We start from the raw sequence: 13918 nt of genomic DNA, 5'->3' as shown, positions 1-13918 counted from the left end.
GGTCAGGCGAGTCCCCAGGTAACGTTCTTGAAAGTTTGGCGAAACAATCCGGCCCCTCCCCCTTGTGGATCCGGCCATGTCGGCCGTACGGTCCACGACAAACGATTACTGCCACTGATGAGCAGTGCCGGTTTCACTCCCCTTTGCGCCGCCCGACCGCGCCGCCTTCCCCACGTTGCAGGCGCCGTCTCGTTCCCCTCGTGGAGGACCGATGTCCAAGTTCCGCATCCGCAGCAGAGCCCTCGCCCCGGTGGCCGCCGCCGCGTCCCTGTCCCTGCTCCTGGCCGCCTGCTCCGACAACAGCGGCTCTGAGGCCTCGCCGAAGACCAAGGGCAAGGTCACTCTGGAGTTCTGGAGCTGGACCGACGGCATCGAGGCCCAGACCGAGGTGTGGAACAAGGAGCACCCCGAGACGCAGATCAAGTTCGTCAACGCGGCGGGCGAGACCGTCTACCAGAAGCTCCGCGCAGCCGTGAACGCGGGCACGGCACCGTGTCTGTCCAAGATGGACGGGATGAACCTGGCGAGCTTCGCCGCCGACGGCCTGCTGACCGACATCACCAAGGTCGCCGCCCCGTACAGGAACACGTACACGACGGCGGCGTGGAACGCGGTCAGCCCCGGCGGCACCACCTTCGGCATCCCCATGGGCTCCTCGCCCCTCTTCACCGCCTACCGCGCGGACCTCTTCCAGAAGTACGGCATCCAGGCACCGAAGACCTGGGACGACCTGATCACGGCCGGCAAGAAGGTCCAGCAGCGGGACAGGAACGTCAAGATCTACAACATGGCGGGCGAAGACCCGAGCACGCTCGTCGACCTGTCCTGGTCCGCGGGCGCCCAGTGGTACAAGGCCGACGGCGACCACTGGGTCATCGACTTCACCTCCCCCGACGCCCTCAAGGCCGGCGACGTGGTCCAGCAGCTGGTCGACAACAACCTTGCCTCCAACGCCTCCTACGCCGACCCTGGCGTCTTCAAGACCTGGGACCTCGGCAAGACCATCGCGATGACCACCTCCACCTGGCAGCTGCCGATCTACGACACCAACTTCCCCAAGTCCAAGGGCAAGTGGCAGCTCGCGGACGCCCCGCTCTTCGACACCGCGAAGCCGCAGACGTCCAGCAACTTCGACACCACCGCCGTCCTCAAGGGCTGCAAGTACCCCGACCGCGCCGCGCAGTTCGCCGCCTGGCTGTCCAGCAGCAAGGAGTCATTGACCACCCTCACCGACCCGGCCTCCAAGTCCGGCCTGTTCCCGGCCGTCAAGGACGTCTCGCCGTACGTCGACAAGATCATCCCCACCGAGATGTTCAACGGGCAGTCCGACAGCGCGCATGTCATCACCACCGCCGCGTCCCGCGTCGGCGAGCAGTGGCAGTACGGCCCCGACTACGCCGCCATGTACTCCGAGATGCAGAAGCAGTGGGGCCAGGTCATGAAGAAGCAGCTCACCGTCAAGGCGATGCTCACGCATCTGCAGCAGTGGACCCTGGACGACCTCAAGGGCAAGGGCATCAAGGCCGTCGCCGGCAGCTGATCCCCCAGGCAACCCGCTTCCTCCTCGCACCGCCAACCGACCCGGCGCCCATGCCCGTCGGCGCATCCCACCTGGAGATATCCGTGTCCACCCAGACGCGACCGCCCAAGGTCGCCACCGACTCCCCGGTCCGGCGGCCCTCCCCCCGCCGGACCGGGAGACGGGGGACCTACAAGGGAGTGCTGTTCACGCTGCCCTTCCTTGTGGGATTCCTGGTCACCTACGTGCTGCCGATCGGCTACGCGTTCGGCCAGAGCCTGTACGAGAAGAAGGGCACCGGACTCGGCTTCGGGCCGACGCGCACCGTCTACAGCGGATTCGACAACTTCGCCTCCGTGTTCGGCAACGACGCCTTCTGGGCGAGCATGCTGCGCACCCTGCTGTTCGGCCTGGTCCAGATCACGGTGATGCTCGGGATCTCGCTGTTCCTGGCGCTGCTGCTCGACGGGGTCGCGGCGCGGGCGGTGCGGTTCTTCCGGGCGGCGCTGCTGATCCCGTACGTCGTCCCCGCGGTCGTCTCGACCGTCATGTGGCTGTTCCTCTACAGCCCCACCGGCAGCCCGCTGCTCGACATGGCACACAGGGCCGGCACCGACATCGACTTCTTCGGCGGCCTCAACACGTACCTCTCGCTGGGCAATCTGCTGACCTGGCAGGGCATCGGCTTCAACATGATCCTCATCTCCGCCTCCCTCCAGGCGCTGCCGCGCGAACTGTACGAGGCGGCCCGGCTGGACGGGGCGAAGGAGTGGCGGATCGCCTGGTCCATCAAGGTCCCGAACATCACCGGGATTCTCGTCCTGACCGGCATGTTCTCCCTCATCGGCCGGCTCCAGCTGTTCACCGAACCGCTGATGCTGCGGCAGATCGCACCGGAGTCGATCAACACCGACTTCACGCCGATGATGGAGATCTTCGACCAGGCGTTCAAGGTCGGCAACTACCAGTACGCGGCCGCCGAATCGTTGGTGCTGGCCGTCGTCACCGGCATCCTCGCCTTCGTGTTCCACCGCGTGACGAACAGGAAGATGTCATGAGCAGCGTCGCCACCGGGGGCGGAGCACGCCCCACCCGCCGTGCCGTGGCCCTCACCACCGGCCTCCTGATCCTCTTCCTGCTGTACTCGCTCGCGCCGACCTGGTTCCTGATCGTCTCGGCGACGAAGAACCAGACCGACCTGTACTCGACCTTCGGTCTGTGGTTCTCCTCCAACCACCTCGGCGACAACCTCCAGCAGATCTGGACCTATCACGACGGTGTGTTCACCCGCTGGATCGGCAACTCGATCCTGTACTCCACACTCGGCGCGGCAGGCTCCACCCTCATCTCGCTCGCCGCCGGCTACGGACTGTCGAAGTTCGACTTCCCGGGGCGCGGCGCCCTGTTCGCGGTCATCGTCGGCGCCTCCCTGCTGCCCAGCACCCTGCTGGCCTTCCCGCTCTACCTCGTCTTCGCCAAGATCGGGCTCACCAACACCATCTGGTCGATCCTGATCCCGTACTTCATCAACCCCTTCGGGGTCTACCTCGGCAAGGTCTACGCGGACAGCTCCGTACCCACCGAGCTGATGGAGGCGGCCCGTATCGACGGCGCCTCCGAGCTGCGGATCTTCTGGTCGGTCGCGCTGAGGCTGATGCGGACCGGCGGCATCACCATCTTCATGCTCGTCTTCATCGACATCTGGAACAACTTCTTCCTCCCCCTGTTCATGCTCAACGGCGAGCGCACCTTCCCCGTCACCCTGGGCCTCTACTCATGGCTCCAGCAGGCGCAGACCGCCCGCGACATGAACACCCTCGTCCTCACCGGATCCCTGCTGTCGATCATTCCGCTCGCGGTGTTCATGTTCGCGCTCCAGAAGTACTGGCGCAGCGGAATCCTCATGGGCAGCCTCAAGTAAAGGACCAGTTGTGCCCAACGCACCCAGAAGACGTGACGTCCTCAAGTACGCCGGGACCACCGGCGCCGCAGCGGCCGGCCTCGGCCTGCTGAGCACCCAGCCGGCCACAGCCGCGGCCGCCGCCGAACCCGCTCTCGCGAGGGCGGTCTGCGCGCCCCTGGACATCGTTGTCTTCGGCAGCACCTCCTCCGAGTCCGCGCACGGCCTCACCGCCGCCCTCTCCGACACCGTCACCGGCGGCCTCGGCCAGCCGGCCCGCGTCCTCAACCCCTCACAACCGGCGACCTACTGGGGCGGCACGCTGAAGTTCGACGTCGCCGTCAGCCCGACCGACACCACCTACGTCACCGTCCGGCTGTGGGGCGACGACTACGACTCGACCTCCCAGCAGTCGGCGTCCGGCACGAACATGTGGCGGCTGCAGCTGTTCTGCGACGGCCTTCAGGTCGGCCACCAGGACGAAGGCGCCGTCGACAGCCTCGACATCCTGGACACGGCACCCCGCACCCCGGGCCGCTTCTTCTTCCACACCCTGCCGCTGCCCGAACGGCTCACCCGGGGCAAGAAGAAGGTGACGCTGGAGATCCGGTCGATGGGCCGCATCTGGTCCTACGGCCAGAACGCCGACCAGCTCTACTACAAGATGACGACGCCCTCGCGGGGCATCTACCGCCTCTACACGCACACCGAGCCCTGCTTCGTCCCGCCCAAGGGCGAGGCGCAGGGCCCGGCTCCGGACCCCAAGGTGCGCGAGGTCGAGGGCCCCGAGGCCCTGGAGGCCGTCCGCAAGCGCGTCGACAAGGACCAGAAGTACTACCTCAGCGGCGCCAACCCGGCCGGCATGGACGCCTGGGCCTTCCAGTCCCTCGCCGAGGGCTACCTCTGGTCCGGCAGCCCCGCGTACCAGAACCCCGTGGCACTTGACCGCGTCCTGCGGGCGCTCGACGGCCGCTACATGGCCTGGAAGAACGACGCGACCGTGCTGACCGGCTCCGACCAGCAGTGGCAGGGCTTCGGCCGGGTCGGCCTGGTCCTCGCCCTGCTCTGGGAGCACCTGGGCGACCGTCTGGACCAGAAGGTGACCGGTTCGCCGTACGAGATCGCCAACCCCGGCTTCGAGGAGGGCGGCGACACCCCCGAGGGCTGGGAGGTGCCGGGCTGGGGCAGGACCGCCGACGCCGACTGGGCACGGGACACCACCGTCGCCCGCACCGGATCCGCCTCGCTCAAGGTGTCGGCGACGGCGTCCAACGGTTTCATCACCGTCTACTCCTCGCCCAAGACCCGCATAGGCACGGGCACCTACACCTACAGCGCCTGGATCAGGACCGACGGCGTGACCGGGACCGGCGCGCACATCGACCCGCTCTTCTTCGACGCGAGCGGCAACCTCGTCGGCAGCGACCACCGCGCGTTCGCCACCACCGGCACCCACGACTGGGAGCAGGTGTCGATCGACCTGGCGACCCCGGCCGGGGCGACCCAGGTCGAGTTCCATCTACGGCTTTCCGGTCCCGGCACGGCCTGGTTCGACGACCTGGTGGTCACCGCCCCGGCCGGCACCGCCACGGTAGAGCAGCCGGTCCGGCGTGCCGCCTACACCGACATGCTCCGGTCCAGCCGGGACTACTGGCGCCGGCACTTCCCGCACTACAGCAACCAGACACAGATCTGCGCCATCGGTATCTACCAGGCCAACCGCGGCCTCGGCCTGCTCGCTCCGGACCTCGCCCTGTCCGAGGACAAGGCCCGCGGCTACTTGTACCAGTCCCTCGGCATGGCCCCCTACCTCGGCCCGGAGGACGCGGACGGCAACCCGACCAAGCCGCTAGGCGATGGCTACTACCAGGTGACGAAGGCGGGCCTGACCCGCGAACTCGGCTACGTGGGCAGCTACGGCGAGGTCATCGACTGGCTCGTCATGATGTACGAGTCCGTCACCCGCGGGTACCAGGGCCAGGACGCGCCCGAACTGCGCAAGCAGATGGTCGACATCATCAAGGCGCGTGGCCGGTTCCGGGTCATCGACGTCGACGAGACCGGCGCCCGGGTGGCCCGTATCGAGACCGTCATCGGCTGGCGCAACGAGGTCTACCCCGGCGAGATCGCGTACGCGTCCCGTACCGTCTGGGACTCCCACCCGGTCATGTCGGCCGTCGTCTTCAAGGACCCCGACATCATCGGCTGGACCCAGGAGATGATGAACGACGGCCAGTTCTACCGGCAGCTGGACCTGCTCATCAACCACACCTGGACCCGCGTCGGGCTGGCCGCGCTCCGGCTGGTCTCCCGGGACTGGGATGCTTTCCAGGCACTGCCCAGCCGCCCCGCCCGGATCCCCACGGACTGGGACCGCCCCGACTTCGTCTTCACCGACGAGGACAACGGCTGCCTCGCCGTCAAGAACGGCCGCGAACTCCTCTTCGCCTCCCTCTACTGGCGGGCCCGCCAGGGCGTGAACGACTACGCCCGTATCCACCACCTCACCCCGACCGACCAGCGCTCCGCGACGATCCGCCAGCGCTCCGCCGGCACCACCGACGACACGTTCACCGTCCGCGACTGGATCCTGTGGGACTACGCCATCAACGACCCCGGCGCCGGCGGTATCCCGCCGGGTGGCTTCCCGCCTCCCGGCGACACCCTCCACCAGGCCCTGGCCGGAGACGTGTACCACCTGGCGCCCGTCCCGGCGGACGTCCCCGACCCCGCCCTCGGCGTCCACTTCGAGGGCGTGGAGACCATGCTGGTGGGCCGCGCGCCGTTCTACCTGTGCGAGTACGGCGACTACCTCATCGCCATGAACACCAGCACCGACCGGGCCTTCTCCCTCCCCGCCCGCCCGGACTTCGGCCCGGCCCGCGACCTGGCCACCGGCAGGACGATCGGGGCTGGCCAGCGCCCGAAGATCGGCCCGCACAGCACCCTCGTACTCTACCGAGGATCCCGTCACGACGGCTGACGTATGCGCACTCAACGGCGAGTGAGACGAGGAAGACCGCATGACCGAGCCGCAACTCCCCACCCGTCCCTCATCAGAGACCGCTGCCCCAAGTCGGCGCCGGTTCCTGAAGATCACGGCCGTCGGCACCGCCGCAGCCGCCACCGGGCTGGTCCTCACCCCGGAGGCCGACGCTCTCACCTCGTTCATCCACCCCGGGGTGCTGCACAAGCTCTCCGACATCCAGCGGATGAAGACCCGGATCGCCGCCGGCACCGAGCCCTGGCTCAGCGGCTGGAACGTCTTCGAGGCCGACCAGTACTCTCAGTCGACGTACACCATGCTGGGCCCGTTCGCCTCGGTCGACCGGGGCACGACCGAACTGCACAACTGGGAGTTCTGGAACGACTGCAACGCCGCCTACCAGAACGCCCTGATGTGGAACCTGACCGGCACCACCGCCCACGCCACCAAGGCCCTGCAGATCATCAAGGCCTGGTCGTCCATCCTCACCTCCGTCACCGGCAAGGACGCCCAGCTCGCGGCCTCCATCTACGGCTTCAAGCTGGCGGCCGCCGCCGAGCTCATGCGCTACACCGCGCCGTCCGGAAGCTGGTCGGCGTCGGAGATCACCCAGACCGAGAACCTCTTCAGGAACGTCTGCATCCCGCTCATCAACAGCTTCGGTGACGCCGGCTGGGGCACCAACTGCGTCAAGGCGATGATGGCCATGGGGGTGTTCTGCAACGACACCTCCGTCTACAACGCCGCCGTCGACGCCTTCCACCTGCACGACTGCTGCAAGATCAGCCGGGTGATCAGCGACACCGGCCAGTGCGTGGACAGCGGTCGCGACCAGGCCCACACCCAGCTCATCCTCGGCAGCATGGCCGAGGCCTGCGAGATCGCCTGGGTGCAGGGCCAGGACCTCTACTCCGCCTCGTCCAACCGCCTCCTCGCCGGCTACGAGTACACGGCGAAGTACAACCTCGGCAACGACGTCCCCTACGCCGTCTGGGGCTCCTGCCAGGCCACCTACAACGCCATCTCCACCGTCGAGCGCGGCAACCGGCGCCCGATCTACGAGCTGGCCTTCAACCACTACGTCAAGCGCCACAGCCTGCCCGCGCCCTGGACCTATGCCGCCGTCGCGAAACTCCAGCCGGAGGGCGCCGGCTTCCAGTGCGACCACGTGGGCTTCGGCACCCTGCTGTTCACTCTCTGACCGGAGCATCCGTGAGCCTGTTGATCCCGAACCCCGTCCTGCGCGGCTTCGAACCCGACCCGGTGATCCTGCGGGTCGGTGCCGACTTCTACATCGCCACCTCCACCTTCGAGTGGTGTCCGGGCGTCCGGATCCACCACTCCCGGGACCTGGTGCACTGGCGGCCGCTGGGCGGGGTTCTGGACAGCACCCGCCTGCTCGATCTCACCGGCGTCCCGGACTCCGGCGGCATCTGGGCGCCCGGACTGTCCTACGCCGACGGCCTGTTCCACCTCGTCTTCACCGTCGTCGACACCTACGCGGAGGGTTGGAAGGACCTCCCGAACCACGTCACCACGGCCCCGTCGATCGAGGGCCCGTGGTCGGACCCGGTGCCGCTGCACGGCCGCGGCTTCGACGTGTCCCTCTTCCATGACCACGACGGGCGCAGCTGGCTGCTGAACATGCGCTTCGACTGGCGGCCCGACCACGAGTCCTTCGCCGGGATCGAACTCCAGGAGTACGACCGCAAGACGCGGACCCTGCTCGGCGAGCCACGGACGATCTCCGTGGGCACCGCCGCCGGGGTCGCCGAGGGCCCCCACCTCTACCGCCGGAGCGGCTGGTACTACCTGGTGCACGCCGAGGGCGGCACCGGCTACGAACACGGCGCGGCGGTGGCCCGCTCCCGCGACCTGTTCGGCCCGTACGAGGCCGACCCGGCCGGTCCCCTGCTCACCTCCCGGTACGACCCCGCGCTGGAGTTGCAGAAGGCCGGTCACTGCTCCCTCGTCGAGACACCGGCCGGTGAGTGGTACGCCGCCCACATCGTCGCCCGCCCCCAGAGTGAGCGGGGCCGGTGCGTGCTCGGCCGGGAAACCGCACTGCAGCCGGTGACCTGGACCGAGGACGGCTGGCCCCGCATCACCGGGGCCGTCCCCGCCGTCACCGTCCCGGCCCCCGCCCTCCCAACGGCACCCGCGCCCGCGCCGACACCCGCGACGGACCTCTTCGACACACCCGCTCTCGGCCCCGACTGGTCCACACTGCGCCGGCCGGCCACGCCGGACTGGATCGAACCGGCACCCGGCAGACTCCGCATCCACGGCGGCCAGTCACCGGTGGGCCGCCGCACCCCCAGCCTGCTCGCCCGACGGGTGACCGCCCCCCACTGCTCCTTCCGGACCAGCCTGACCTTCGCACCCCGCACCCCCGACCACATGGCCGGACTCACCGCCTACTACAACACCCGCAACTGGCACTACCTCCACGTCACGGCCCAGGACGACGGTTCTCCGGTCCTGCGGACGCTGAGCTGCGAAGCCGGTCGCCTCATCGCACACCAGCCCTCCGTACCTCTTGCCCCGGGACGCGCGGTCGTCCTGCACGCCGAACTCGCCCTTCCCGTCCTGCGCTTCTCCTACGACACCGGCCAGGGAACGCGCACGTTGCCGATCGAGCTCGACGCCACCGTCCTGTCCGACGAGCACGCCGACGAATTCCACGACGGCCAGCTGAGGGTCCTCGGATTCACCGGCGCGATGCTGGGGCTGTGGGCGCAGGACCTCGACGGCGCGGGCGTGTACGCAGACTTCGCGTACGCCACTTACCTCACCACCCAGGACAGTGCCGCATGACCATCCTCGACCTGAGACGTATCCGCCTCTTCTGCACCGTCCTCGGGCCCGAAGCAGGGTTCCCCCTTCTCCTGGTGCACGGCTGGGGCGGAGACGGCCGCGAATGGTCCTCGCACGCCGAGACCCTCGCCGACCGCTTCCGTGTCATCGTCCCCGACCTGCGCGGCCACGGCCGCTCCGAGGTACCGGGCCAGGGCAACACCCCCGTGGAGATGGCCGACGACCTTGCCGCGCTGCTCGGCCGCCTGGGCATGGGGCCGACGGTGGTCGTGGGCCACTCGATGGGCGGACAGGTCGTCAACCTGCTGGCTGTACGGCACCCGGGGCTGGTCCGCTCGGTGATCGCCCTCGATCCGGCGCACGGCGCGCACGGGGACGAGGTCGCTCAGATCCCGGGGCGGCTGGCGCAGTACCGGGCGCGCGGGGCCCGAGCGGCAGCCGAGCTCGTCGCCGGCGCATTCTCACGGAATGCCCCGATGGGCCTGCGTACCGCGCACATCCGCACCATGCTCGGCACCCCGGACCACGTCATCGCCCAGGCCTACGCCGGCATGTACACCGACCCCGACGCGGTGGGCATCCGCCCGCACAGCGAGGCGTATCTGCGGGACCGGACGCAGCCTGCCCTGACCGTGTGGTCCTCGGCGGAGCCCGCCGCATGGGAACGCGACACGCTGCACGTGCCCGGCTCCCGCGTCGACCACTGGCCCGACACCGGCCACTACCTGCACGAAGAACACCCCGAACGCACTGTCCGCCTCGTCCGGGACTGGACTGCGGGCGAAGCACGGACCGAGCCCGGCCGCGCCTGAGGAGGACGCATGACCGCCCGCCTGCTCGTGTACACCCGCACCACCGGCTTCCGCCACGACTCCATTCCCGACGCCGTCACCGCCATACGGGCCCTGCACGGCTACACGGTCGATCACAGCGAAGATCCGAAGGCCCTGGAGGCTCCGCTGGACGGCTACACGGCCGTGGTCTTCCTCTCCACCAGCGGCGACGTCCTGACCCCCGCCGGACGCGAACGCCTCGTCGGCTATGTGGGCTCGGGCGGTGGCTTCGTCGGGGTGCACTCAGCGGCCTGCACCGAGTACGACTGGCCGTACTACGGCGAACTCCTCGGCGCCCGCTTCGACCGCCACCCCGCGTTCCGGCCCGGCAAGGTCGTCATCGAGGACCACGACCACCCCGCCACCCGGCACCTGCCGACCATCTGGGACTTCACCGACGAGTGGTACGACTTCCGCTCCAGTCCCCGCGGACGGGTGCGCGTCCTTGCCGGTGCCGACGAGTCGTCGTACGAGGGTGGCGGGATGGGCGCCGACCATCCTCTGGCCTGGTGCAGAGAGGAGGGCAAGGGCCGCGTCTTCTACACCGCTCTCGGCCACGCCTCCGAGGCCTACCGCGATCCTGACTTTCTGACCCACCTTCGGGGCGGCATCGACTGGGCCGCCGGTTCGACCGTCTGACATACGGCGGCAACCCGGGGTCCAGCGGTCGGGGATGCGGAGAAGGCCACACGAGTCGGCCGACGCATGGACGGTCTCCGAAGAGGGGCGACCGCACAACCGTCAGGGCTACGACCGCATGCGTGCGGCTGGAGCAGGACCCCGTCGCCAGTTGGTGTTCAAGGCGCGGCCTTCTCCGAAGTGTCCGTGCAGGGCGGACAGCCCCGGCCCGCCGAAGAAGCCACACGCTGTCCCTCCGACGAAGCCGTCGGCCCCTCGACGGCGGCCACCGGCTGACCAAGATCACCGGCTCACGGCTGTGGCGGGACCAGCCCCTGCAGCAGCAGGGTGAGGGTGAAGTCGAACCGGTCGTGTCCGGTGCCCGAGGTGAGCTCCCTCGCATGGGCGACGGTATGAGGGAACAGGTCGGGCGGCAGCATCCGAAGCCGCTCCGCGATTTCGGCGCGGTCGACCACACGGCCGTCGGTGTCCTCACGCTGCCGACAGGCCGCGGATGCCTCCAGGCAGTAGCCGGTGACGTAGAGGAACGCCGCGTCGCTGGCCCAGGCCGCCTGTCGGGCGGGCGTGCCACTGGCGAGCAGGATCGCGAGCATCCCCTCACCGACCCGCAGAGTTGCCAGATCGGCGGGCACCACGGCGAGAGCGGCCTGCGCGATACCGGGATAGCGCAGAAACTGGTCGCGCAGCTGTGCGCACACGTCCATGAACTGGTCCCGCCAGCACGCCGGGTCCGGTGCGGGGAGGGTGACCTGGGAGCACAGCCTGCCGATGAGCAGGTCACCGAGCTCCGCCCGGTTGCGCACGTGCGCGTACAACGACGCGGGGCCGGTCCCGAGCCTTGTCGCGACCGTGCGCATCGTCAGGTCCTCGAAGCCGCCCGCCTCGACGGCCTGGAGGGCGGCGTCGATGATGCGCTCCACCGTGATGGGGGTCTTCTCCCGGCCGGCGGCCCGGGGTGCCCCGGTTTCCGAGTCGGCGTTCTTGGCCGAGATCAGCGCCGCCCACTGATCCCGGGAGATTGCGTCACGCGCTGCCCGTCGTCCTGCCATGGCGCCACTCTACCCGTTGACGAACAATGATCGTCAATAGAACAATGTTCGTCGAAGTTGGCAAGCGCACCGACGCGAAGGAATCACCATGACGACCTCGGTCTCGATCATCGGCGCCGGCCTCGGCGGACTCACGCTCGCCCGGATCCTGCACCTCCACAACATCCCCGCCACCGTCTACGAAGCGGAGAAGTCCGCAGGCATCCGCACCCAGGGAGGACAGCTCGACCTCCACGAAGAAGACGGCCAGCTCGCCCTGGAAATGGCCGGGCTCACCGAGGAGTACCGCTCGATCATCCACCGAGGCGGCGGAGCACGACGTGTCGTCGACGAGCAGGGACGCATCGTCGTCGACCGGCCGGACGACGGCTCCCTGGCACGGCCGGAAACACTGCGCGGTGACATCCGTCGGATCCTGCTCGAATCACTGCCGCCCGGCACGGTGCGCTGGGACAAGAAGCTCGTCTCGGCGACCCCCATCGGAAACGGACGACACCAGGTGTCGTTCGTGGATGGCTCGTCGGCCGTGTCCGACGTCCTCGTGGGCGCCGACGGAGTCTGGTCCAAGGTCCGGGCACTCCTGTCGGACGAGCGGCCGGTGTACTCGGGCATGAGCTACGTCGACACCTGCCTTCACGACGTCGACACCGCCCACCCGCGCGTGGCCCGCCTCGTCGGCAACGGCGCCCTGTACGCCCTGGTCCCGGGCAAAGGATTCCTCGCCCACCGTGAAGCCGGTGACGTCGTCCACACGTACGTAGTGCTGCACCGTCCTGCCGAGTGGTTCGACGCGATCGACTTCACCGACGCCCCGGCGGTGAAGGCACGGATGGCGGCGGAGTTCGACGGCTGGGCACCGGAACTGCTGGCCCTGATCACCGACGGCGCGTCCGCACCCGTCCTGCGCAGCATCTACGAGCTGCCGGACGACCACCGCTGGGACCGGGTCCCCGGCGTCACACTCCTCGGCGACGCGGCACACGCCACCGTCCCCGGAGGAGACGGAGCCAATCTCGCGATGCTCGACGGCGCCGAACTCGGTACGGCGATCGCAGCCCACCCCGACGACATCGAGAAGGCCCTCTCCGACTACGAGAGCAGAATGTTCCCCCGGAGCCGGAAGGCGGCTGCCGCCGCCCACCGGACCATCGACTTCGTCTTCGGCGCCAACGCCCCCGCCGGGGTCATCAGCCTGTTCTCGGATGACGAAGGCACCCCCGCCTGAGTCAGTGCGGCGCCCCAGGCGCAAGGAAGCCAACCGCATCGAAGCCGTCCACGCGACCCGCCTCCTGCGCGTCTTGCTCGTTCTGACGAACCTCGAAGTCAACCACTGACATGCGATCTGATCCGCAGACATTCGGCGACGCCGAACGCTAGCAACTGGCAAGACGAGCATGCCTGTTCATTCATCTGTCGGTGCAAGTCGGAAGAGGCTCATTCGTGTACACACAGCGGAATCAGGGTGTCCCACCCGTACTATCGCTGCGCCGGGACAACTTCCCGGCGTGCCGGAACCGTCCACAGGGGGCTTGAGGCCGGCCACTGACCAAGGAGAGCAGGATGCCCGAAAGCACAGCTCCAACCGAGTTGACTTCGCAGTACATCAGCCAGGTGACCAGCGACCTCGACCGCAATGTCAAGGAACAGGAACGCCTCAAGGAGGAACTAGCCGTTCTCCAGGGCCAGTTGGCCACTCTGCAGCAGGACCACACGGTGCTGGTCAGCGTCCGAGAGGCACTCGGCGTCCCGGCCTCCCCCTCCGAGCCTGCCGTCGCCGAAGGCGCCGCGGTCCCCTCCCCCAGAAAGACGACGGCGCACTCGACCACCACAGGTCGGCAGACGAGGAAGAAAGCCGCGACACGGGGCCCGCAGGGCAGGGAGACTTCCGCGAAGTCGGCTCAGCCCACTCTCATCGACCTCATCCACCAGCACTTGACCGAGCAGAAGGAACCCCGGTCGGCGGCGGAAATCGCCGAGGCACTCAGGGAGACGTACACCGAACGCGCCATCGACACCAAGGTCGTACGCACCACGCTCGAAAACCTGGTGGCCAAGAGCCGCGTCCACAGGACCAAGCAGGGCCGCTCGGTGCTCTACACAGCAACCGACGCACAGGAGGAGACAGCATCACCTCAGAACGAGATCGAGCCGGAACCCTCCGTATGAGCTGAGGGC

Annotated in this window: 11 protein-coding genes; 10 read left to right on the top strand and 1 reads right to left on the bottom strand. The window is 68.6% G+C overall.

What is annotated here, in order from left to right:
- Positions 1-211: 211 nt before the first annotated feature.
- From ACIRR9_RS30720 to ACIRR9_RS30685, 8 genes are all read left to right on the top strand, one after another.
- A complete protein-coding gene (locus ACIRR9_RS30720) occupies positions 212-1540 on the top strand; it encodes an ABC transporter substrate-binding protein (RefSeq protein ID WP_403758371.1) in 1329 nt (442 codons plus the stop codon).
- Between the two features lie 83 nt (positions 1541-1623).
- A complete protein-coding gene (locus tag ACIRR9_RS30715) occupies positions 1624-2577 on the top strand; it encodes a carbohydrate ABC transporter permease (RefSeq protein WP_403758368.1) in 954 nt (317 codons plus the stop codon).
- Entirely contained in the window at positions 2574-3440 is an 867-nt protein-coding gene (locus ACIRR9_RS30710; RefSeq protein ID WP_403758366.1) for a carbohydrate ABC transporter permease, read from the top strand. Before ACIRR9_RS30715 ends, ACIRR9_RS30710 begins: the two co-directional genes overlap by 4 nt.
- Before the next feature lie 10 nt (positions 3441-3450).
- On the top strand, positions 3451-6402 hold the full coding sequence (locus tag ACIRR9_RS30705; RefSeq protein WP_403758363.1) for a Tat pathway signal sequence domain protein: 2952 nt from the start codon (positions 3451-3453) through the stop codon (positions 6400-6402).
- Between the two features lie 40 nt (positions 6403-6442).
- Positions 6443-7606 carry an alginate lyase family protein gene (locus ACIRR9_RS30700; RefSeq protein WP_403758360.1) on the top strand — a complete coding sequence of 388 codons (1164 nt, stop codon included), beginning with the start codon at positions 6443-6445 and terminating at the stop codon, positions 7604-7606.
- A 20-nt stretch (positions 7607-7626) separates the two neighbouring features.
- Positions 7627-9222: a glycoside hydrolase family 43 protein gene (locus tag ACIRR9_RS30695; RefSeq protein ID WP_403758489.1), complete on the top strand. Its 1596-nt coding sequence runs from the start codon at positions 7627-7629 to the stop codon at positions 9220-9222.
- Positions 9219-10034, top strand: a complete 816-nt coding sequence (locus ACIRR9_RS30690; protein ID WP_403758357.1) for an alpha/beta fold hydrolase — start codon at positions 9219-9221, stop codon at positions 10032-10034. The genes ACIRR9_RS30695 and ACIRR9_RS30690 overlap by 4 nt, the downstream gene beginning before the upstream one ends.
- A gap of 9 nt (positions 10035-10043) precedes the next feature.
- Positions 10044-10694 carry a ThuA domain-containing protein gene (locus ACIRR9_RS30685; RefSeq protein ID WP_403758354.1) on the top strand — a complete coding sequence of 217 codons (651 nt, stop codon included), beginning with the start codon at positions 10044-10046 and terminating at the stop codon, positions 10692-10694.
- 290 nt (positions 10695-10984) lie between these two features.
- Here the strand turns inward: ACIRR9_RS30685 and ACIRR9_RS30680 are convergent, their stop codons facing one another.
- The gene (locus ACIRR9_RS30680) at positions 10985-11743 is read right to left on the bottom strand and encodes a TetR/AcrR family transcriptional regulator (protein WP_403758351.1); all 759 of its coding nucleotides are present in this window, start codon (positions 11741-11743) and stop codon (positions 10985-10987) included.
- 88 nt (positions 11744-11831) lie between these two features.
- Between ACIRR9_RS30680 and ACIRR9_RS30675 the strand changes: the two genes are divergently transcribed.
- A complete protein-coding gene (locus ACIRR9_RS30675; protein WP_403758348.1) occupies positions 11832-12968 on the top strand; it encodes an FAD-dependent oxidoreductase in 1137 nt (378 codons plus the stop codon).
- 335 nt (positions 12969-13303) lie between these two features.
- Positions 13304-13909 (top strand): BlaI/MecI/CopY family transcriptional regulator, encoded by a 606-nt coding sequence (locus ACIRR9_RS30670; protein WP_403758345.1) that lies wholly within the window; start codon positions 13304-13306, stop codon positions 13907-13909.
- Positions 13910-13918: the final 9 nt, after the last annotated feature.

Source organism: Streptomyces sp. NPDC101234 (assembly GCF_044767525.1).
GTDB lineage: Bacteria > Actinomycetota > Actinomycetes > Streptomycetales > Streptomycetaceae > Streptomyces > Streptomyces sasae.
Note: the sequence above shows the minus strand (reverse complement) of the source record. Positions and strands in the feature narration are given on the sequence as shown.

Bases quoted from the DNA above. Each gene is read 5' to 3' on its own strand.
- ACIRR9_RS30720 (WP_403758371.1), top strand. From the start codon at position 212: ATGTCCAAGTTCCGCATCCGCAGCAGAGCCCTCGCCCCGGTGGCCGCC.
- ACIRR9_RS30710 (WP_403758366.1), top strand. From the start codon at position 2,574: ATGAGCAGCGTCGCCACCGGGGGCGGAGCACGCCCCACCCGCCGTGCC.
- ACIRR9_RS30700 (WP_403758360.1), top strand. From the start codon at position 6,443: ATGACCGAGCCGCAACTCCCCACCCGTCCCTCATCAGAGACCGCTGCC.
- ACIRR9_RS30690 (WP_403758357.1), top strand. From the start codon at position 9,219: ATGACCATCCTCGACCTGAGACGTATCCGCCTCTTCTGCACCGTCCTC.
- ACIRR9_RS30685 (WP_403758354.1), top strand. From the start codon at position 10,044: ATGACCGCCCGCCTGCTCGTGTACACCCGCACCACCGGCTTCCGCCAC.
- ACIRR9_RS30680 (WP_403758351.1), bottom strand. From the start codon at position 11,743: ATGGCAGGACGACGGGCAGCGCGTGACGCAATCTCCCGGGATCAGTGG.
- ACIRR9_RS30675 (WP_403758348.1), top strand. From the start codon at position 11,832: ATGACGACCTCGGTCTCGATCATCGGCGCCGGCCTCGGCGGACTCACG.
- ACIRR9_RS30670 (WP_403758345.1), top strand. From the start codon at position 13,304: ATGCCCGAAAGCACAGCTCCAACCGAGTTGACTTCGCAGTACATCAGC.